Consider the following 21,672-nt stretch of genomic DNA (forward strand, 5'->3'; position numbering starts at 1 on the left):
TTCGAACAGACCGCAAACCGGCCCGGACCACGACAGGCCTCAGTGGTGCAGGCCGAGCACCTTCGCGGTGCGCTCGAGCGTGGCGTCGGCCAGAGCCGGGTCGTCCCCGAGGTCCTGCCCGTAGGTCGGCACCATCGCGCGGACGTCGTCCTGCCAGCCGTCCCACCGGTCCGGGAAGCACCGGCGCAGCATCGTGAGCATGATCGGCACGGCGGTCGAGGCACCCGGCGACGCCCCGAGCAGGCCGGCGATCGAGCCGTCGGCGGCGGTGATGACCTCGGTGCCGAACTGCAGCACACCGCCCTTGTCCTTGTCGGGCTTGATCACCTGGACACGCTGCCCCGCGGTGATGCGGTGCCAGTTCTCGGGCTCGGCGCTCGGCATGAAGTCGCGGAGCGCCTCGAACTTGGTGTGCTTCGACGCGAGGAGCTGGCCGACCAGGTAGCGGACCAGGTCGAAGTTCGAGAACGCGACGCTCAGCATGGGGCGGAGGTTGTGCGGCCGGATCGAGCGGAACAGGTCGAGGACCGAACCCTGCTTCAGGAACTTCGGGCTGAACCCCGCGTACGGCCCGAACATCAGCGACGACCCACCGTCGACGATGCGGGTGTCGAGGTGCGGCACCGACATCGGCGGAGCACCGACACTGGCCTTGCCGTAGACCTTGGCGGAGTGCTTCTGCACCACCTCGGGGTCGTCGGTGCGCAGGAACTCGCCCGACACCGGGAAGCCGCCGTAGCCGCGGATCTCCGGGATGCCGGACTTCTGCAGCAGGTGCAGGGCTCCGCCGCCGGCGCCGACGAAGACGAACTTCGCGGCGATGCGCTGGGTCGACCGGCCGATCTCGTTGCGCACGTTGAGCACCCAGCCCTCGGACACCTTCGACCGGGTCAGGTTGGTGACCTGGTGCGAGGGCTCGAACTCGACACCGTCGATCTCGAGCTGGTCGAAGAGCTGGCGGGTGAGCGACCCGAAGTCGACGTCCGAGCCGGCTGCCGAGTAGGTCGCCGCGATCGGCTGGTCCTTCTTGCGGCCGGGGATGAGCGCCGGCGCCCACTTCCGGATCTGCGCCGGGTCGTCCGAGAACTCGATGCCCGCGAAGAGCGGGTGGTCCCGCATGGCCTCGTACCGGGCGCGCATGTAGGCGACGTTGGCCTCGCCCCACACGAAGGAGATGTGCGGCGTGGGGTTGATGAAGTTCGTGGGCTCCGGCAGCACGCCGGTCTCGACCAGGTGCGCCCAGAACTGCCGCGAGACCTGGAACTGCTCGTTGACCGTGACGGCCTTCGCGATGTCGACGCGGCCGTCCGGCAGTTCCGGCGTGTAGTTCAGCTCGCACAGTGCCGAGTGCCCGGTGCCCGCGTTGTTCCACGGGTTGGAGGACTCCTGCGCCACCGTGCCGAGCCGCTCGTACACGCGGATCTTCCAGCTCGGCTCGAGCTTGTGGATGATGGCCCCGAGCGTGGCACTCATGATGCCTCCGCCGATCAGGACGACGTCGATGGGGTCCACCTGCTGCTCTGCCACCCGTCGATCCTACCGGCGGCATCCGACAGACGGACAGGAGGCCCGTGGCGGTGTCGCCACGGGCCTCCTGTCCGTCTGCTGGTCGCGCTCGGGGCGCGCTACGCGTCGACGGAGCGGCGCGCGACGATCGTCTCGGCGATCTGCACCGCGTTGAGCGCGGCGCCCTTCCGCAGGTTGTCGTTGCTGACGAACAGGACGAGGCCGCGGCCCTCGGGCGCGGACTGGTCCGCACGGATGCGTCCGACGAACGCCGGGTCCTGGCCGGCGGCCTGCAGCGGGGTCGGGACGTCGGAGAGCTCGACTCCGGGTGCGCTCGACAGGACCTCGGTCGCACGCTCGGGCGACAGCGGACGCTCGAACTCGGCGTGCACCGAGATGGAGTGCCCGGTGAACACGGGGACGCGCACGCAGGTGCCGGCGACGAGCAGGTCGGGCAGCTCGAGGATCTTCCGGCTCTCGTTCCGGAGCTTCTTCTCCTCGTCGGTCTCGCCCAGGCCGTCCTCGACGATGCTGCCGGCGAGCGGCACGACGTCGAAGGCGATCGGGCGGACGTACTTGACGGGCTCGGGGAACGTCACGGCTGCTCCGTCGTGCGTCAGCGCAGCGGTGTCCTGCTCGAGCGCGGCCTTCGCCTGGCCCAGGAGTTCCTCGACCCCGGCGAGCCCGGAACCCGAGACCGCCTGGTAGGTCGTGGCGACGAGTCGGCGGAGCCCGGACTCGGTGTCGAGCACCTTGAGCACCGGCATGATCGCCATGGTCGTGCAGTTCGGGTTCGCGATGATCCCCTTCGGCGCCTGGTCGATGGCGTGCGGGTTCACCTCGCTCACGACGAGCGGGACGTCGGGGTCCATGCGCCAGGCGCTCGAGTTGTCGACGACGAGTGCCCCGGCGGCGGCGAACTTCGGCGCGAGGGCCCGCGAGGCGGTGGCCCCGGCGGAGAACAGCGCGATGTCGATGCCGGACGGGTCGGCGAGCTCGGAGTCCTCGACCACGATCTGCTCGCCGCGGAACGGCAGCGTCGTGCCGGCGGAACGGGCGCTCGCGAAGAAGCGGACCCGGTCGGCCGGGAACGCGCGCTCTTCGAGCAGGCGACGCATCACGGCGCCGACCTGGCCGGTGGCGCCGACGACGGCGACGGTGAGGGTGCTCATGCGGTGCTCCTGGTGGTTCAGCGGATCGACGGGTCGGCGGGCGTCAGCGGCCGGTGCCGGCGTAGACGACGGCCTCGGCGTCGGCGTCGAGGCCGAACGCGCTGTGCACGACGCGCATCGCCTCGTTCAGGGTGTCGGCACGGGTCACGACCGAGATGCGGATCTCGGACGTGGAGATCATCTCGATGTTGATCGACGCGTCGTGCAGGGCGCGGAACAGCTGCGCCGAGACGCCGGCGTTCGTGCGCATGCCGGCGCCGACCAGGGCGAGCTTGCCGATCTGGTCGTCGTACTGGATGCTCTCGTAGCCGATGTCGGCCTTCGCGACCTCGAGCGCCGTCAGCACGGTCTGGCCCTGGTCCTTCGGCAGGGTGAACGAGATGTCCGTCCGCCCGGTCGACGCCGCCGACACGTTCTGGACGATCATGTCGATGTTCGCCCCGGCGCGTGCCACGTTGGTGAAGATCTCGGCGGCCTTGCCCGGCTGGTCCGGGACCCCCACGACGGTGATCTTGCCCTCGGAGAGGTCTCCGGCGATCCCGGTGATGATCGGTTCTTCCACGGTTTCCCCCTCGGCAGGGTTGTAGACGATGGTGCCCTCGTTGTTGTTGAACGAGGACCGGACGTGCAGGGTGACGCCGTGCCGCCGGGCGTACTCGACGGCGCGGATGTACAGGACCTTGGCACCCGAGGCTGCGAGCTCGAGCATTTCCTCGCTGGTGACGCGGTCGACCTTGCGGGCCTTCGGCACGACGCGGGGGTCGGCGGTGAAGATGCCGTCGACGTCGGTGTAGATCTCACAGACGTCGGCGTCGAGTGCTGCGGCGAGGGCGACGGCGGTGGTGTCCGAGCCGCCGCGGCCGAGCGTGGTGATCTCGCCCGTGGTGCGGTTGAAGCCCTGGAACCCGGCGACGATCGCGACGTGGCCGGAGTCGAGCGCCTCGCGCACGCGCTTCGGGGTGACGTCGACGATGCGGGCCTTGCCGTGCTGGGCGTCGGTGAGCATGCCGGCCTGGCTGCCGGTGTAGGACGACGCTTCGACCCCGAGGCTCTTGATCGCCATCGCGAGCAGCGCCATCGAGATGCGCTCCCCCGCGGTCAGGAGCATGTCGAGCTCACGGCCGGCGGGGATCGGCGTGACGGAGTGCGCCAGGTCGACGAGTTCGTCGGTGGTGTCGCCCATCGCCGACACCGCCACGACCACGTCGTTGCCGGCCTTCTTCGTCTCGACGATCCGCTTCGCCACGCGCTTGATGCTCTCGGCGTCCGCGACGGATGAACCACCGAACTTCTGCACGATCAAGGCCACTGGCTGGTACTCCCGGAGACGGCGACACCGCGAGGTCACGCGGTCTCACAATGGTAGTCGGTGTTTCGGGGATGTTGCGTGCGAGCGGGCCCCGACGCAAGGATCCTGCGTGGCGATCAGCCGCCGACGACGCGGCGCCCTTCGAAGGCACGACCGAGCGTGACCTCGTCGGCGTACTCCAGGTCGCCGCCGACCGGCAGGCCCGACGCGAGCCGCGTGGTGCGGATGCCCATCGGGACGAGCAGCCGACTGAGGTACGTCGCCGTCGCCTCGCCCTCGAGGTTGGGGTCGGTCGCGATGATGACCTCGGCCACGGTGCCGTCGGCCAGACGCGTCATGAGCTGCTGGATGCGCAGGTCGTCCGGACCGATGCCGTCGATCGGGCTGATCGCCCCGCCGAGCACGTGGTACAGCCCGCGGAACTCTCGTGTGCGCTCGATCGCCGCGACATCCTTCGCCTCTTCCACGACACAGATCGTGGCCGGCGAGCGGCGCGGGTCACGGCAGATGCTGCACTGGACGTTCTCGGTGACGTTGCCGCAGATCTCGCAGAAGCGGACCCGCTCCTTGACGTCGGCCAGCAGCTCGGACAGTCGGCTCGGGTCGAACGACTCGGTCTGCAGGATGTGGAAGGCGATGCGCTGCGCCGACTTCGGGCCGATGCCGGGCAGGCGGCCGAACTCGTCGATGAGGTCCTGGACGATCCCGTCGTACATCAGGCACCGTCCTGGTGGAGAGCGGTCTCCTCGATGAACTGGGCGTTGAGGATCTCACGCACGACGGCTTCGCCGTACCGGCCGGCGACCGGGGCGCGGCGTGCGGGCGGTGCGGTGCGCGCGGGAGCGGCGGCGGGCTGGGCCGCACGCTGCGGTGCGGGCTGCTGCGTCGGGGCTGCCGGCGCCGCGGCTGCGGACGCTGCGGCTGCGGGCGTTGCGCCGCGTCCGATCCCCGGGTCAGGGAACGGGGCGCCGTCGTCGTACGGTTCGTCGTCGAGCGGGTAGTCGTCGACCGGGACGCCCGGCACGACGGGACCGCCGGGAGGCACGGCTCCCGCTCCGGACGCCGCCTGCGGACCCGGGGTGGTCGGCTGGTCGGGCTGCCCCGCCGTGGCAGCGTCAGACCGCGCGGGTGCGGCCGACGGTGCCGACTCGGCCGGCTGGGGCGTGCTCGTCTCGGCGGGGGCGACCGGCGCGGACGCCGGCACGGTGCCGAAGGGTGCTGCCCAGCTGGGCTCGACGGACTCCGGGACGGCGTCGGTGGTGGGGTCGCTGGCGGGGATGGTCGCGACCGCCCAGTCCGTCACCGGCGCACCGGAGGGAGCGGGGGCCGGTTCGGCCGGTGCCTGGTCGCGCTGCGGGGCGGACGCGGTCGGCACTGCCTTCTGCTCGGGCGCGGACTTCGGCGCCGGCGAGGACTTCGGCGCGGGCGCGGACTTCGGCGCGGGCGCTGCCGTCGGCACAGGAGGTGCCGTCGACCCGGGTGCTGCCGACGCGGCCTTCGGCTCGGCGGCAGGGGCAGCCGTCGGCGTGGGCTCACCAGCGGAAGCCGGCGCCGGGGACTCCGGTGCTGCGGGCTCGGGCGCCGGGGCCGGCGCCGGGGCCGCGGGCGCCTGGGCAGCGGGCGCCGGACGCTGGGCCGGTGCGGCCTGCTGTGCCGGAGCCGACTGCTGCTGCTGCTGCTGCTGCTGGGGACGCTGCTGCTGTCCGGGCCCGCGGGCGACGAACTTCACGCGGAGCCCGAGGACGTCCACGATGGCGGCACGGAGCAGTTCGCTGACGCTGGCCGAGGGGTCGGACATCTCCTTGAACGAGGCGACGTCCTGCTGGCTCGGGAACGTCAGCGTCAGCACGTCGTCGCGGAGCGCGGTGACCTGCGCCGTGACGACCACCGACCATGCCGAACGCTTGGCGTGCTGCACGTGCTCGACGATCTGCGGCCACGAATCGCGCATCTGCTGGAAGCCGACGGCACCGACGGTCCGGACGGCGGGCTCGTCACCGATCGTCGTGCCCTGACCGGTGGACGATGGACTGACCGGCTCGGCAGCGGCCTTCGCGGCAGCGGCCTTCGCGGGCGCGGGCTCGGACTTCGCGGGCCCGGTCGAGGTCTGCGCGGGCGCTCCAGGAGTGCTCGGAGCGACCGCTGCCCACGACGCTGCGGCGTCACGGGCCACGGCTCCGGAGTCGGCCTGCGGCGCGACGGGCTGCTCGACGGGACGCTCGGGCGTGGTGCGAGCCGCTGCCGGAGCGGGCGTCGGGGCGAGGGAGGGAGCAGGAGCCGCGGCTGCCGCGGCTGCCGGCTGCTCGCGACGCGGTGCAGCGGCGACGGCGGGAGCGGACTGCTCGCCGGCGCCGGCCTGGTGTCCACCGGCGTCGCCGACCCCGACGCGTCGTTCCAGTCGCTCCACGCGGGCGAGGGCTCCGCGCTGGGTGTCGTCGGCCTCGGGCACGAGCATCCGGGCCGTCATGAGTTCGAGGTGCAAGCGGGGCGAGGTCGCGCCGGTCATCTCGGTGAGGGCCCGGTTCGCGATGTCGGCGGAACGGGAGAGCCCGGTCGCGCCGAAGACCCCGGCCTGGCGGCTCATGGTGTCGAGCTCTTCCGGTGAGACCCCGCGCAGGACCGCGGCGGCGCTCTCGTTGGTCGCCGCGACGACGATCAGGTCGCGCAGGCGCTCGAGCAGGTCCTCGACGAAGCGGCGGGGGTCCTGTCCGGTCTGCACGACACGGTCGATCGCGGCGAACGCGGACGCCGGGTCGGCGACGGCAAGGGCGTCGACGACGTCGTCGAGCAGGGCGGCGTCGGTGTAGCCGAGCAGGGCCACGGCACGCTCGTAGGCGATCGCACCGTCTTCGCTGCCGGCCATCAGCTGGTCGAGCAGCGACAGGGTGTCACGGACGGATCCGCCGCCGGCACGCACCACCAGGGGCAGGACACCGGGGGCCACCGAGACGGACTCCTGCGTGCAGAGCTGCTCGATGTACTCGAGCATGACCGCGGGCGGGACGAGCCGGAACGGGTAGTGGTGGGTGCGCGACCGGATGGTGCCGATGACCTTCTCGGGCTCGGTCGTCGCGAAGATGAACTTGACGTGCTCCGGGGGTTCCTCGACCAGCTTCAGCAGCGCGTTGAAGCCCTGCGGCGTCACCATGTGCGCTTCGTCGAGGATGAAGATCTTGTAGCGGTCGCGCGCCGGGGCGAACACGGCCCGGTCGCGCAGGTCACGGGCGTCGTCGACACCGTTGTGGCTCGCAGCGTCGATCTCGATGACGTCGAGCGAGCCGCTGCCGTCGCGGGCGAGTTCCACGCAGCTCGGGCAGACACCGCAGGGGGTGTCGGTCGGGCCCTCGGCGCAGTTCAGGCAGCGCGCGAGGATGCGGGCCGACGTCGTCTTGCCGCAGCCACGCGGGCCGCTGAACAGGTAGGCGTGGTTGACGCGGTTCGTGCGGAGCGCCGTGCGGAGCGGGTCGGTGACCTGCGACTGCCCGATCAGCTCGGCGAAGTTCTCGGGCCGGTAACGGCGATACAGGGCGGTGACCACGCGACAAGGGTAGCCGTCACGACCGACAACCCGCGTGCCCGTCCACAGGTCGTCCCGCCGGGCCGGACCACCCTCAGGCGGTGGGCCGAGCGCCCGGACGGCACCGCGCCTCCCGTCCGTCTGGTCGACGGGCGAGAGGCGCGGTGTGTGACGCTGGTGCGGACTCAGCCGCGGGTGCGGCGACGGAACCCGCGGGCGAGGCGGGAGAGCCCCAGCAGCAGGAACCCGAGGGCCACCAGGCCCGCCGCGGTGCCGGCGACCGGGACGACGTCCGCGCCGGTCCAGGCGAGGTCACCGGTGCCGTTGCCGGAGCCACCGATCCCGGTGCCGGAGCCGTTCCCGGAGCCACCGCCGGTGCCGATGCCGGTCCCGGAGCCACCGCCGGCCCCCGGCGTGCCGGGCAGTCCGGGCGCACCCGGCGTTCCGGGCGTCCCGGGCGTCCCCGGGGTGCCGGGGGTGCCGGGCGTGCCCGGCTCCTCCGGGTCGACGGCGTCGTCCATCACCATGACGCGGACCATCTGCGCCTGCGAGGTGAACCCGCCGACCGACTGGGTGACCCGCAGCATGTGGCCACCGACCGGCAGCGCCACCATGACCCACCACTCGCCGTCCTCGTCCGCCGTCGTGGCGACCGCGTCGCGACCCATCGGCTGCACGGTGACGGTCGCGCCGGGCTCGGCGGTGCCCGTGACCATCAGGTCGTGGTCACCGTCTTCGTCCGCCATGTACTGCGAACCCGGTGTCGGCGAGGTGACCGCGAGCGGCTCCAGGGTGTCGACCACGATCGGCACCCGGGGTGCCGCCGAGGTCGTGCCGTTCACCGACTGCGTGGCGCTGATCATCCACTCCCCCTCGGGGACGCGCTCGAACACGACGCTCCACGCGCCCTCGTCGTCGGCGGTGGTGGCGCGGACCTGCCCGGTGGACAGGGTCACCGTCACCGCGGCGCCGGGGGTGGCCTGACCGGTCACCGTGAACGAGCCGGTGTCACCGAAGCCGTCGGCCTGGATCAACTGCCCGGGGTCGGGGCTCGTGATGACGATGCCCGTCTCCTGCGCGGCCACGACCGTGACGTCGGCGGTCACCGGGTCGGAGGTCCGACCGCCGACCGTCTGCGTCACCGACACCGTGTGCTCCCCGACGGGGACCCCACCGACCGTGACCGTCCACGAGCCGTCGTCGCCGGCGGTCGTCGTGGCGGTCCGGCCGTCGACGTCGACCGTGACGGTCGCACCCGGCTCGGCGGTGCCGCTCACCGGGACCGACCTCGTCGAACCCGTGGTCGGGAACGCCTGGCCGTCGGTCGGGCTCGAGATGACGACCGGCGTCGCGGCCGTCACGGTGAAGCCGACCCGCGGCGCGTCGGTGGTGGCACCGTCGACCGTCTGGCTGGCGGCGATGGTGTGGGCCCCTTCGGCGACGTCCGGCACCGTCACGGACCATGCACCGTCGTCGTCCGCGGTCGTGGTGACCGCGGTGCGGTCGTCGATGCGGACCGAGACCGTGGCGTTCGGTGCGGACGTACCGGTCACGCGCACGTCGGTCGAACCGCCGAGCACCCGGTGGTCGGTGCCGTCGGCCGGGCTGGTCACGACGATCGCGTCCGCGGCGGCGACCACGACGGTCACGTCGCGCTCGATCGCATCGGACGTCGTGCCGTTGACGACCTGGCTGACGACGAGCGTGTGCTCGCCCGCCGGCACGTCGACCAGCGTGGTCTCCCACCGTCCGTCGGTGCCGACACGGACCACGACCGGGTCGGCGTCGTCGAGGACGACGCGGACCGTCGCGCCGGGCTGGCCCTCGCCGCTGACCGGGACGGTCGCGGTGGGGTCGGTGCTCGGCACGGTGAACGTGGTGTCGTCAGCCGGGGCGGTGACCGTCAGCGCGGCACCGGGTGCCACGGTGAAGGTGCTGCGCACCGCTGCGGACGTCGAGCCGTCGACCGTCTGGGTCGCACGGATCGTGTGCTCACCGACGGCGGTGTCCGGCAGGTCGACGCTCCAGGTGCCGGCGTCGGTCGCGGTCACGGTCCGGGCGTCGCCGCCGTCGATCGTGACACGGACCTCGGCACCGGGCTCGGCGGCCCCGGCGGCGGTGAGGGTCGCGAGCGAGTCGCGCTGGGCGACCCGGATGGTGGCCCCGTCCGCCGGGGTGGCGATCGTGATCGGGTCGGCGACGAGGACGCGGACGTCCACCGTCACCGGCGCGGACTCGGTGCCGTCGACGCGCTGCGTGACCCTGACGGTCGTGGTGCCGGCCGGCACACCGGGGACCGAGACGCTCCACGCGCCGTCGTCGTCCGCGGTGGTCGACTCGGTGCGACCGTCGCCCAGGTCGACCACGATGGTCGCGCCCGGTTCGGCGGTGCCGGCGACGTCGACCGTCGTCGTGCCGTCCCCGTCGGCGACCGTGTACTCCTGGTCGGCCGTCGGCTCGGTGATGACGACGGGCGCGCCCGCCTCGATCTCGAACGTCGTCCCGACCGGGGTGGTCGAGGTCGAGCCGTCCACGGTCTGCGTCACCTCGACGGTGTGCTCGCCGACACCGAGGTCCGGCACGTCGACGCTCCACGAGCCGTCGTCACCGGCGGTGACCTCAACGGGGTCGCGGTCGTCGACGGTGACCGTCACCGTGGCGCCGGGCTGGGCGTCACCGGCGACCGTCACGGTCGTCGTCGCGTCACCGTCGGCCACCGTGATCGGGTCGTCGCCGGGCTCACGGATGACCAGGTCGGCAGCCGCGACCACGGACACCGGTCGTTCGACCGCCGCACTCGTGGTGCCGTTCAGGGCCTGCGTGACCGAGGCCGTGAACGAGCCGGTCGGCACGTCCTCGACCGTGGTCGCCCAGCGGCCGTCCTCGTCCACGGTCGCCGTGGCGCTCCCACCGTCGCCGAGGTCGACCGTGACGGTCGCGCCCGGCTCACCGGTACCCGCGAAGTCGACCCCGGTGGTGGCGTCGTCGTCCGCCACCGTGACGGTGGTGGCACCCCGCGGCGTGGACACGACGAGCGGGGCTCCGGCACGGACCGACACCGCCGCCGTCACCGGCGTCGAGGTCTCTCCGCCGACGACCTGCGTCGCGGTGACGCGGTGGTCACCGACCGGGACGTCCTGGAAGGTGGTCTCCCACCGGCCGTCCTCGTCCGCCGTCACCGTCTCGGTCTCGCCGGTCGAGATCCGGACCGTCACCTCGGCGTCCGGCTGCGCCCGACCGGTCACCTCGACGTCGGCGGTGCCGGACGTGTCGGCGACGGTCAGGACGTCGCCGTCCTCCGGGGTCACGATGGCGAGCGCGGTCCCGGCCCGCACGGTGACGGTCTGGTCCGGACCGGAGGCGGTGGTCCCGCCGACCGTCTGGCTGGCGGTGAGCGTCGGGGTGCCGACACCGACCCCGCCGAACGTGACCGTCCAGTCGCCGTCCGCGTCCGCGGTGGTGGTCGCCTCGTCGTCGCCGAGTCGCACCGTCACCGGCGCGCCCGGCTCCGCCGAACCCGTGACCACGACGTCGCGCGTCGCGTCGGCGTCCGGCACGAGCAGGACCGCGTCGGTCCCCGGTGCGGTGATCGTGACGGCTTCGGCGACCTCGATCGTGACCGTGCGCTCGACCGGGTCGGAGGTGCGCGGGTCGGAGACGGTGCCGGCCAGGGTCTGGGTGACCGTGACCCGGTGCACGTCGACGCCGAGGTCGGGGAACGTGACCGACCACGTGCCGTCGGCCCCGACCGTCGTCTCCCGGTCCTCGGAGCCGGCGAGGGTCGCCGTGACCGTGGCGCCGGGCTGGCCGGTGCCGGTGACCGTGACGTCGCGCTCGACGTCCGGTCCGGCGACCGTGATCGGGTCCGTGTCCGGACCGGTGATCGTCAGCGCGTTGGCCGTGACGACCTCGAAGGTGATCGGGACGGCGCTCGTCACGACGTCCTCGACCTCCTGGCTGGCCGACGCCGTGGAGACGCCGGTCGGGGCGAGACCGGTCGCGTCGACCGCCCACCGCCCGTCGTCGTCAGCCGTGGTGGTGAACCGGGTGCCGGGGCCGACCGAGACGGTCACCGCGGCGCCGGGCTCGGCCGTGCCGGTGATCCGGACGGTCGCGGTGGCGTCGGCGTCGACCACGACGAAGCGTGCGCCGCTCGCCGGGGTGTCGATGACGATGGCGTTGCCGGGGACCACGGTGAAGTCACGCGTGACCACCGGGCCGTCGGTGCCGTTCACGGTCTGCACGGCCTCGACGGTGTGCTCGCCGATGCCGAGCTGCGTGGTCGGGAGCTCCCAGTTGCCGGCCGTGTCCGTGACGACCTCGACGGGGTCGCCGTCGTCGATCGTGACGGCGACGGTCGCGCCGGGCTCCGAGGTGCCGCGGACGACCACGTTGGCCTGGCCGCCGGTGCCGGCGGGCACCTGCTGGGCGTCACCCGGTGCCACGATGACGAGCTCGTCGCCGGCCTCGACCGCGAAGTCACGGTCCACCGGTGCCGAGGTCGCACCGTCGACGGTCTGGGTGACCGTCGCGGTGTGGTCGCCGGTGCCGACGTCGGTGAGGACCACCGACCAGGCGCCCTGCGGGTTCGCCGTCGTGGACACCGCGTCGCCGTCGTCCAGGACGACCTCGATGCGGGCGCCGGGCTGCGCGGTGCCCCGCACGGTGACGTCGACGACGGAGTCGTCGGTGGCGACCGTGACGGTGGCGTCCTGCGCCGGAGCGGTGACGGCGAGCGGAGCGCCCGCCTGCACCGTGACGACCTGGCGGACGGCCGGCGAGGTGGTCCCGCCGACGGTTTGCGTCGCCGAGATCGTGTACCGACCGACCGGGACGTCGGTGACGGTGAGCGTCCAGGTGCCGTCGTCGTCGGCCGTCGTGGTGGCGGTCAGCCCGTCGCCGAGCGAGACCCGCACCTGGGCGCCGGCCTCGGCCGTGCCGGCCAGGTCGAGGTCGGTGGTGGTGTCGGCGTCGAGGACCGTGACCACGTCGCCGTCGTCAGGCGCGGCGATCGCGAGCGGGTCGCCCGCCTCGACGGTGAAGGTGGTACCCACCGGGCCGGACGTGGTGCCGTCGACGCTCTGACGCGCCGTGACGGTGCGCTCCCCGACCGGGACGTCGGCGAAGGTCGTCGTCCAGGCGCCGTCCTCGTCCGCGGTGACCGCGGCGGTGAAGGAACCACCGATGCCGACGGTGACCCGGGCGTTCGGAGCGGCCGAGCCGGACACCGTCACCGGGGTGGTCGAGCTGTCGTCGGCGACGGTGATGGTGCTGCCGTCGGCCGGCTCGTCGATGCTGAGCGCGGGGGCCGCCGTCACGGTGAAGTCCCGGGTGACCGCGGCGCTCGTGGTGCCGCCGACGGTCTGGGTGACCTCGGCCGAGTACTCCCCGGCCGGGACGTCCGTGACGCTCGTCGACCAGGTGCCGTCGGCGTTCGCGCGGGTGGTGGCGGTCAGGCCGTCACCGAGGTCGACGTCGACGCGGGCACCGGCCTGTGCGCTGCCGGAGAACGGGACGGACCGGGTGTCGCCGGCGAGCGGGAAGTCCTGGTCCGCCGTGGGGGTGTCGACGTTCAGGCCGGCTGCGGCCACGACCCGGAAGGACCGGGTCACGGGTGCCGAGGTCGTGTCGCCGACGGTCTGCGTGACGCTCGCCGTCTGCTCGCCGACCGGGACCTCGGGGACGGTGACGCTCCAGGCGCCGGCGTCGTCCGCCGTGCCCGTCGCGGTCACGCCGCCGCCGAGGTCGACGTTGATGCGCGCGTTCGCCGTCGCGGTGCCCGTCAGGGTGACCGGGGCGGTCTCCCCCGTGGTGGTGAAGGTCTGACCGGCCGTGGGGGTGGTGATCGTCAGGGCGCGCTGGGCGACGACGGAGAACTCCTGCGTCGCGGTGCCTGCTGCGGTGCCGCCGACCGTCTGGGTCGCGGTGGCGGTGTACGCACCGGTGGGGACGTCGGCGATGGTCGTCGTCCAGGTCCCGTCGGCAGCGACGGTCGCAGTGCCGGTCAGGTCTCCGCCGAGGCTGACGGCCACGGCGGCGCCGGGCTCGCCGGCCCCGCTCACGACGACGCTGCGGGTCGAGGTCGCCGACGGCACGGTGAACTGCTGTCCGGCCGTGGGCGCCGTGATGGTCGGAGCCGCGAACGCCGTGGCGCGCACGGTCGAGGTGGCGAGGTCCACGGTGGCGACGTTCACCCCGGGGAGCACGGAGAGCCGCAGGGCGTGCACGCTCCGCGATCCGGTGTCGTACCCGCGGGGGTCCCGGAAGCCCGTGGTGTCCTGCGCGTTCACGGTGAGGTCGACGACCTGACGGAGCAGCAGCACGACGGGGCTCAGCAGGGTGGAGACGGCCGAGGTCGTCGCCGTGAGCGTCGTGCCGAGGTTCGTCAGGGCCGTGCCCGTGACCAGGGGACGCACGATGGTCTGCAGTGCCGGGACGACGACGGTGTTGACCGCCGGGGCGAGCAGGGTGCCGAGCGCGTTCAGGCCGAGGGGGCCACCGGTCGCGGTCACCGTGGCGGTGGCGGGCGACGTGCCGGCGAGGGCGCCGAGCGTGGTGTCCGCGCGGAGGGCCAGTGCGGTGAGCGGGATGCCCGCGAGGTTGACGTTCGCGGTGACGTTCACCCGCACGGCGGTCGAGTTGATCGTGTTGACGACCGCCGTCTGCAGTGCGGTCGGCAGCTGGGTGCCGAGGATCGTCGTGATGCTCCGGTTGATCGAGCTCACGGCCGCCTCGGTCAGTACCGACGTGTTCGCCGGCTGGCCGTTCAGCGTGGTCAGCTGGTCGAGGTCGACCGTGATCGCGCCCGTCGCCGGTGTGATCGTCACGGCGCCGTCGGTCAGGGGTTCCTGCAGGACCCGGGTCAGGGTGTCGTCGAGGTTCAGGTCCACGGTCGCGGTGACGTTCGTGCCGTTGACGTTCACCAGGCCGAGGGTCGTGCCACGGAGCAGCCGCTGGATGTCGGCGGTCAGGGCGGTCGTGGTGCCGGAGAGGGCACCGTTCGCGCCGACCGCGGAGTTCACCGTGCCCGAGAAGGTGCGCAGGTCGTTCCGGAGCGCGGTGCTGAGTCCGGCGATGGCCGGGCTCGTCAGGTTCAGGTCCGCGCCGGCGATCCGGTAGTCCGTCGTCGTCCCGACCGTGGTGCCGCGCGTCGCCTGGATCCGGGACGCCAGGGCCCCGACCCGCAGCTGCGCGTTCGACAGCACCGTGGTGTCGGCGCCGACGCGCGAGAACAGCGGGTTGAGGTCGAGCGTCGCGGCGCCGGTGCCGGACCCCGTGCCGACCCCGATGCCGCCGTCGTTCGTCAGGAGCCCCGACGACGCGGTCGCACCCGTGGCCGAGGTCGTGGCGTACTGACCGTCGACGCCGAGGGTCAGGATGCCGTTCGGGCCCAGCAGGTTGACATCATTGCCGAGGTTCACCCCGACCGCGTTGAGCGCCGTCAGGTTGAGCGGCTGGTTCGTGGTGCCGCCGCCCGAGGTCGCACCCCGCGCGGAGTACGCGCCGCCGAGCTGGGCGACCGCGTCGGCGTTCACGATGCCGGAGCCGCTGAGCAGCAGCCCCTCGGCCTCGGCGACGTCGGTCTGGGCGGCCGCAGCGGGTTGGATCGCCACGGTGGCGGCGATGAGCGCCGTCACCGTGGCGACGACGCCGCCGCGCAGGAGGAACCGCCGACCGTCCGTCGCTCGTCCTCGAGCTCGGCCGTCGGCGCGGGTGATCCGTCGTGTCCGTTCGTCCGCTGCGGAGGGTACGGGGGTACCGGGCAGCGACGCGTGCCTGCGCATGCGTGTCTCTTTTCCTGGCGGGCGCGCCCGCCACCTGATCCTCGGAATCCACCGCTGGTGAGGCGGCGGAGGCTCCTCCGCTGGTGAGGCGGTGGAGGGTCGGAACCCTGGTTGGGGATTCCTGAGGCAGATCTTTACACATGATCAGGAAGCTGTCCGCAAGCATCGACGAAAAAGGACGCGAGACCTCCCGAACGGGGGGGGGACACCGGGGAGCCGACTCGACCCGGAACGAAGAAGACTCCTCACGCACCCGCCAGAGCCTGGTTACCCTTGCTGCGTTTCCGCCCTGGGGGAGTTGGCCTGGATGGCGTCACGTGAGGAGCCGCCGAGAAGTCTACCGGACGCGACGGGCAGACTCGAACACATGAAGATCGCCATCGCCGGAGGACACGGCCAGATCGCCCTGCTCCTCGCCCGCCAGATCACCGACGCCGGCCACGATGCCGTCGCGATCGTCCGCAACCCCGCGCACGTGGCCGACGTCGAGCAACAGGGGGCGCGTGCGATCGTCGCCGACCTGGAGCAGCTCGGCGACGACGACCTCGCGCTCCGCCTGCGCGGTGTCGATGCCGTGGTGTTCGCCGCCGGTGCCGGGCCGAACAGCGGCGCCGAACGGAAGCTCACCGTCGACCGCGACGGTGCGATCCTGCTCGCCGACGCCGCCGAGCGTGCTGGCATCGAGCGGTACGTGATGATCTCCGCGATGGCGGCCGACACCTACGACCCCGAGCTCGCCGTCGTGCCAGCGCAGGACGACGCCGCGGTGTTCCAGGTCTACCTGCGGGCGAAGGCCGAGGCGGACGCGAACCTGCGGGCCCGACGCCTCCGCTGGACGATCGTGCGCCCCGGCGGCCTGCTCGACACGCCGCCGCAGGGCACGGTCCACGTCGGCCGGACGGTGCCGCGCGGCTCGATCCCCCGCGCGGATGTCGCGACCGTCGTCCTGCACGCCCTGCTCGACGACGCCGCGGTCGGCGTGCAGTTCGAGGTCACCAGCGGCGACACCCCGATCCCAGCGGCGCTGAACGCGCTCACCTGACCCGTCCGCGCGTCGCGCACCGTGCGCGCTTCGTCACACCGTGTGAGCTCCTCGCCGAAGGTGCCGGGCCGCGCACCGTGCGCACCTGCTCACCCCGTGCGGACTTCCACGCCCCGTGCCGCGCTGCAAGCGCGCACCCACCAGGCAACCCCGCGCCAGCCGACGAACGCCGCACCGTGCCGCCGCGACGCGACCCACGGGCGGACGGGAGGCACGGCGCCAGCCCGCCCCGCGCCTCCCGTCCGCACCGTGCGCACCTGCTCACCCCGTGCGGACTTCCACGCCCCGTGCCGCGCTGCAAGCGCGCACCCAGCAGGCGCCCCCGCACCGTGCGCGCCTGCTCACCCCGTGCGGACTTCCACGCCCCGTGCCGCGCTGCAAGCGCGCACCCAACAGGCAACCCCGCACCCACCGACGAACGCCGCACCGTGCGCCGCGACGCGACCCACCGGCGGACGGGAGGCACGGAGCCCGCCCGCCCCGCGCCTCCCGTCCGCACCGTGCGCACCTGCTCACCCCGTGCGCACTTCCGCGCCCCGTGCCGCGCTGCAAGCGCGCACCCAGCAGGCAGCCCCGCACCATGCGCCGGACGCGACCCACGGGCGGACGGGAGGCACGGCGCCAGCCCGCCCCGCGCCTCCCGTCCGCACCGTGCGCACCTGCTCACCCCGTGCGGACTTCCGCGCCCCGTGCCGCGCTGCAAGCGCGCACCCACCAGGCAACCCCGCACCAGCCCACGAACACCGCACCGTGCCGTCGCAACGCCCCGACGCCCCGACGCCGCGTCACGCGGCGGCACGGCGCCACGCGTCAGAGCGCGACCGCAGCCGACTGCCGGGCGATCTCGAGCTCCTCGTTCGTCGGGATCACGAGCACCGCGACCCGTGAGCCGTCGGTGGAGATGCGGCGGGCGTCCCGCGATGCCAGCTCGTTCCGGTCCGGATCGATCTCGATGCCCAGGTGCTCGAGCCCCGCGAGCACGCGCCGCCGCAGCAGCGCGTTGTTCTCGCCGACCCCCGCGGTGAACACGACCGCGTCGAGCCCGCCGAGCTGTGCCGTGTAGGCGCCCACGTAGCGACGGATGCGGTGGCGGTACACGGCGAGCGCCGCCTCCGCCTGCTCGTCGCCCTTGGTGGCGGCGTCCTGCACGTCCCGCATGTCGCCGTTGCCGGTCAGGCCGAGCAGACCGGACCGCTTGTTGAGCATGGTGTCGAGCTCGTCGAAGGTCATCCCGGCCTCGCGGTGCAGGTGGATGAGCACCGCGGGGTCCAGGTCGCCGGAGCGGGTGCCCATGACGAGCCCCTCGAGCGGGGTGAGCCCCATCGAGGTCTCGATGGACTTGCCGCCGTCGATCGCCGCGACCGAGGCGCCGTTGCCCAGGTGCAGCACGATCGTCTTGAGCTCGGCGAGCGGCCGGTCGAGGAACTCCGCGGCCTGCTCGGAGACGTACTTGTGGCTGGTGCCGTGCATGCCGTAGCGGCGGATCCCGTACTCGGCGGCCAGGTCGGCGGGGATCGCGTACGTGTACGCGTGCGGCGGCATCGTCTGGTGGAACGCGGTGTCGAACACGGCGACGTGCGGGACGTCCGAGAAGACCTGCTTCGCGGCGCGGATCCCCTCGAGGTTCGCGGGGTTGTGCAGCGGTGCGAGGCTGTTGAGGTCCTCGATCTGCTGCTCGACCTGGTCCGTGACGACCGTCGCGCGGTCGAAGGTGGTGCCGCCGTGCACGACGCGGTGGCCGACGACGGCGGGCGGGTGCTCGTCGAACGACGGCCCGACCTTCGCGAAGGCGTCGATCATCGCCTGGAACCCGGCGGCGTGGTCGGGTACCGACGCGGCGTCGTTGGACGACGACTCCCCCGTCAGCGCGTTGGTGTGCTTCCAGGCCCCGGCGGACTCGCCGATGCGCTCCACGAGCCCGGAGGCGAGCGTGCGTTCGTCCTCGAGTTCGATGAGCTGGTACTTGAACGAACTCGAGCCGGAGTTGACGACGAGGGCTGCGGTCACGGGGTGGTCACTTTCTGTCGGGCCTGGAGGCGCGGTGCGGGTCGGGCGGTCAGGCCGCGTCGGTCGCGGTGCCGGCCTGGATCGCGGTGATCGCGACGGTGTTCACGATGTCGCCCACCAGGGCGCCGCGCGACAGGTCGTTGATCGGCTTCCGCAGGCCCTGCAGGACGGGGCCGATCGCCACGGCGCCGGCCGAGCGCTGAACAGCCTTGTACGTGTTGTTGCCCGTGTTGAGGTCCGGGAAGATGAACACCGTTGCGCGACCGGCGACCGGGGAGTCCGGCATCTTCGTCGACGCGACCGTGGGGTCGGCTGCGGCGTCGTACTGGATCGGGCCCTCGACGAGCAGGTCGGGCCGGCGTTCCCGCACGAACGCGGTGCCGGCGCGCACCTTGTCGACGTCGGCGCCGGAGCCACTGTCGCCGGTGGAGTAGCTGAGCATCGCGACGCGGGGGTCGATGCCGAACTGGGTCGCGGTCTCGGCGGACGAGATCGCGATGTCGGCGAGCTGCTCGCTCGTCGGGTCCGGGATCACCGCGCAGTCGCCGTAGACGAGCACGCGGTCGGCGAGGGCCATCAGGAACACGCTCGACACGATCGAGGTGTCCGGACGGGTCTTGATGATCTCGAACGACGGCCGGATGGTGTGGGCTGTGGTGTGCTTCGCGCCGGAGACCATGCCGTCGGCGAGCCCGAGCTGCACCATCATCGTGCCGAAGTACGAGACGTCGGTGACGGTGTCGCGGGCGAGCTCGATCGACATCCCCTTGTGGGCGCGGAGCCGGGTGTACTCATCGGCGAAGCGTTCCCGCAGCTCGGGGTCGAACGGCGAGACGAGCTGCGCGGCCTCGAGGTCGAGGCCGAGCTCGGTCGCCCGGGTGCGGATCGCGGCGGGGTCGCCGAGGATCGTCAGCTCGCAGACCTGGCGCTGCAGCAGGGTGGAGGCGGCACGGAGGATGCGGTCGTCCTCGCCCTCGGGCAGGACGATGCGCTTGCCGTAGCCGCGGGCCCGGTCGAGCAGGCCGTGCTCGAACATGAGCGGGGTGACGACCCCGGACGGAGCGAGCTGCAGGCGGTCGCGCAGGGCCTCGGCGTCGACGTGCTGCTCGAACAGGGCGAGCGCGAGGTCGGCCTTCCGGGGCGAGTCGGCGGCCAGGCGGCCACGGGTCTGGGTGATGCGGAGGGCGGTGTCGTACGTGCCGAGGTCGTTCTGTGCGATCGGCAGCGAGCTCGACAGGCCCTCGAGCAGCCGCGACACCTGCGGGGCGATCTCGAACCCGCCGTTCAGGATGACGCCGGCCAGGCTCGGGAACGTCTCGGACTGGTTGGCGAGCAGCGTGGCGATGAGGACGTCGCTCCGGTCACCCGGGACGACGACGATGCCGCCCTCGATCAACCGGGGCAGGACGTTCTCCATGCTCATGCCCGCGACGACGGTGCCGAGGGCCTCGCGGTCGAGCAGGGCGTCGTCACCGCGGACCAGGGTGGCGCCGGTGGCCTGCAGCAGGGCACGGACGGTCGGGGCGACGAGCACGCGGTCCTCGGGGATCGCCCACACCGGCACGTCCGGGTGGTCGTCGTGCACGGCCTGCTCGACGCTCGCCACGATGGCGGCGAGGGCGTCCGGGTCGGCACGGTTCACCACGACGCCGAACAGCTGCGCGTGTGCCGCCCGCAACTCGCTCGTCGTGACGTCCGCCACCTGCGCCATGCCCTCGGGGGTACGGGCCGCACGCTCGGCGGCGTCTCGGCCACCGAGCACGAGGAGCACCGGAGCGCCGAGGTTCGCGGCGACCTTCGCGTTGAAGGACAGCTCGGTGGGGCTGCCCACGTCGGTGTAGTCGGACCCGAGCACCACGACGGCGTCGCACTGCCGCTCGACCTGCGCGAACCTGGTGACGATGGTGCCGAGGGCCGCCTCGGGGTCGGCGTGCACGTCGTCGTAGGTGACCCCGACCGCGTCGTCGTACGAGATGCCGACGCCCGTGTGCTGCAGCAGCAGCTCGAGCACGTAGTCGGGTTCGACGACCGATCTGGCGACGGGCCGGAACACGCCGACGCGGCCGACGGACCGGGCGAGGGTCTCGAGGACACCGAGGGCGACGGTGCTCTTGCCCGTGTGCCCTTCTGCTGACGTGATGTAGATGCGGGTCGACACGAGGCCCAGGGTAGTCGCCGCACATGTCACGACATCTGGGAGCACCGTCGCCGACGACACGCGGTCGTGAGCACCTCGGAGAACCTGTACCATTGGGTGTCGCCGTCGCGAGACGGTGTCAGGAGAATTCGCCTAGTGGCCTATGGCGCACGCTTGGAAAGCGTGTTGGGTGCAAGCCCTCGGGGGTTCGAATCCCCCATTCTCCGCAGCGAGCAACACCGAACCACCACGAAGGACCCGCACCGATCGGTGCGGGTCCTTCGTCGTTCCACAGTCGATCGGTCCCCCACCCTGCGGACGAGCGCGTGCCCTGTTCCCCCTCGGTTGGCCGGGAAACGCCGACCAGGGGTGGAACGGGCTGTCCCCGGTACCCGCCGGTCGCCTATGCTGGCCGAGCGAACGGCTCCGGGACGAGCCGACCGCGGTGCATCGAGCGGCAGGGGCGTCGCTCGGAGGGCGTGCTGATCAGCGTGCCCGGAACACCCGAGGGGACGAGGAGACGCGCCATGGGGGACACCACCGTGCCCGCAGTGCCCGTGCGGCCCGCCGTCTTCGACACGGTCCTCCGCCCGCGCCGGTCCCTCGTCCGTTCCACCGCGCTGAGCATCGCCTTCTCGGCAGTGCCGCTCGCCGTCGCCCTGGTCTGGGTCTCGTTCCCGTTCCGCACGTGGGCCGTGTTCGCCGGGATCGTCGTCGCGATGGCCGCGGCCGTCGGCATCGTGTTCGTCCGGCTGCACACCGCGTTCATCGGGATCGACGACGACGGCCTGACGATCCGCGGGGTCCTCACGGCGCACCGGCGGATCCCCCGCGAGCGCGTGCACAGCCTGGTGCTCGCCACGACCTTCGGCTCGTCGGTGGACCGGACCGTCCGGGAACTCGTCGCGTTCGACCGGACCGGCACCCACCTCTTCCGGCTCCGCGCCGACGTGTGGGGCGACGACGGGCTCGACCGGGTCGTCGACGCGCTCGGCGTGCAGGTCGTCGAAGAGTCGCGGCCGGTCTCCGCCCGCACCTTCGCGAAGCGCTACCCGACGAGCCGCGCCTGGTACGAGCAGCGGTCGGCGTTCCTGCTCGTGGGTGGCCTCGTCGTGCTGGTCGTCGGCGGGCTGCTCGCCGTCGAGTTCGCCGGCCTCAACGCCCGCTGACCCACCGGCGGACCGGTCAGCGGCCACCG

General features: G+C 72.8%; 10 protein-coding genes, 1 tRNA gene and 1 other RNA gene. 3 read left to right on the forward strand and 9 right to left on the reverse strand.

Going from position 1 to position 21,672, the window contains the following annotated elements; translation table 11 throughout:
- Positions 1–39: 39 nt before the first annotated feature.
- The 7 genes from DEJ29_RS12240 to ffs form a co-directional block, all read right to left on the reverse strand.
- Positions 40–1,527, reverse strand: coding sequence for a malate:quinone oxidoreductase (locus tag DEJ29_RS12240; RefSeq protein ID WP_111029411.1), 1,488 nt, complete (start codon positions 1,525–1,527; stop codon positions 40–42).
- A gap of 98 nt (positions 1,528–1,625) precedes the next feature.
- The gene (locus DEJ29_RS12245) at positions 1,626–2,678 is read right to left on the reverse strand and encodes an aspartate-semialdehyde dehydrogenase (RefSeq protein WP_111095125.1); all 1,053 of its coding nucleotides are present in this window, start codon (positions 2,676–2,678) and stop codon (positions 1,626–1,628) included.
- A 43-nt stretch (positions 2,679–2,721) separates the two neighbouring features.
- Complete coding sequence (locus DEJ29_RS12250; RefSeq protein WP_017888681.1) at positions 2,722–3,987, reverse strand: aspartate kinase; 1,266 nt, start codon at positions 3,985–3,987, stop codon at positions 2,722–2,724.
- Positions 3,988–4,103: 116 nt separating this feature from the next.
- A complete protein-coding gene (gene recR / locus DEJ29_RS12255) occupies positions 4,104–4,703 on the reverse strand; it encodes a recombination mediator RecR (protein ID WP_017888680.1) in 600 nt (199 codons plus the stop codon).
- Complete coding sequence (locus tag DEJ29_RS12260; protein ID WP_111095126.1) at positions 4,703–7,525, reverse strand: DNA polymerase III subunit gamma and tau; 2,823 nt, start codon at positions 7,523–7,525, stop codon at positions 4,703–4,705. The genes recR and DEJ29_RS12260 overlap by 1 nt, the downstream gene beginning before the upstream one ends.
- A gap of 164 nt (positions 7,526–7,689) precedes the next feature.
- Positions 7,690–15,288 carry a choice-of-anchor G family protein gene (locus tag DEJ29_RS12265; RefSeq protein ID WP_111095127.1) on the reverse strand — a complete coding sequence of 2,533 codons (7,599 nt, stop codon included), beginning with the start codon at positions 15,286–15,288 and terminating at the stop codon, positions 7,690–7,692.
- A 233-nt stretch (positions 15,289–15,521) separates the two neighbouring features.
- Positions 15,522–15,618, reverse strand: an RNA gene (gene ffs / locus DEJ29_RS12270) — signal recognition particle sRNA small type.
- Between the two features lie 37 nt (positions 15,619–15,655).
- On the opposite strand from ffs, the gene DEJ29_RS12275 reads away from it, so the two are divergent.
- Complete coding sequence (locus tag DEJ29_RS12275) at positions 15,656–16,330, forward strand: SDR family oxidoreductase (RefSeq protein ID WP_071405018.1); 675 nt, start codon at positions 15,656–15,658, stop codon at positions 16,328–16,330.
- A gap of 810 nt (positions 16,331–17,140) precedes the next feature.
- On the opposite strand, the gene DEJ29_RS12280 is transcribed toward DEJ29_RS12275, so the two are convergent.
- Both DEJ29_RS12280 and pta read right to left on the reverse strand, forming a co-directional pair.
- Positions 17,141–18,337, reverse strand: coding sequence for an acetate/propionate family kinase (locus DEJ29_RS12280; RefSeq protein WP_027466390.1), 1,197 nt, complete (start codon positions 18,335–18,337; stop codon positions 17,141–17,143).
- Between the two features lie 49 nt (positions 18,338–18,386).
- Entirely contained in the window at positions 18,387–20,495 is a 2,109-nt protein-coding gene (pta, locus tag DEJ29_RS12285; RefSeq protein WP_111095128.1) for a phosphate acetyltransferase, read from the reverse strand.
- A gap of 121 nt (positions 20,496–20,616) precedes the next feature.
- Here pta and DEJ29_RS12290 point away from each other — a divergent pair.
- Both DEJ29_RS12290 and DEJ29_RS12295 read left to right on the forward strand, forming a co-directional pair.
- Positions 20,617–20,701 (forward strand) — tRNA-Ser (locus DEJ29_RS12290).
- 300 nt (positions 20,702–21,001) lie between these two features.
- Positions 21,002–21,643, forward strand: a complete 642-nt coding sequence (locus DEJ29_RS12295) for a YdbT family protein (protein ID WP_110863379.1) — start codon at positions 21,002–21,004, stop codon at positions 21,641–21,643.
- Positions 21,644–21,672 lie beyond the last annotated feature (29 nt).

It is taken from the genome of Curtobacterium sp. MCPF17_021 (assembly GCF_003234605.2).
In the GTDB taxonomy this organism is placed as follows: domain Bacteria; phylum Actinomycetota; class Actinomycetes; order Actinomycetales; family Microbacteriaceae; genus Curtobacterium; species Curtobacterium flaccumfaciens.

Excerpts from the sequence above, each read along its gene's own strand:
- DEJ29_RS12265 (WP_111095127.1), bottom strand. The coding sequence starts at position 15,288 with ATGCGCAGGCACGCGTCGCTGCCCGGTACCCCCGTACCCTCCGCAGCG.
- DEJ29_RS12295 (WP_110863379.1), top strand. The coding sequence starts at position 21,002 with ATGGGGGACACCACCGTGCCCGCAGTGCCCGTGCGGCCCGCCGTCTTC.
- recR (WP_017888680.1), bottom strand. The coding sequence starts at position 4,703 with ATGTACGACGGGATCGTCCAGGACCTCATCGACGAGTTCGGCCGCCTG.
- DEJ29_RS12275 (WP_071405018.1), top strand. The coding sequence starts at position 15,656 with ATGAAGATCGCCATCGCCGGAGGACACGGCCAGATCGCCCTGCTCCTC.
- DEJ29_RS12245 (WP_111095125.1), bottom strand. The coding sequence starts at position 2,678 with ATGAGCACCCTCACCGTCGCCGTCGTCGGCGCCACCGGCCAGGTCGGC.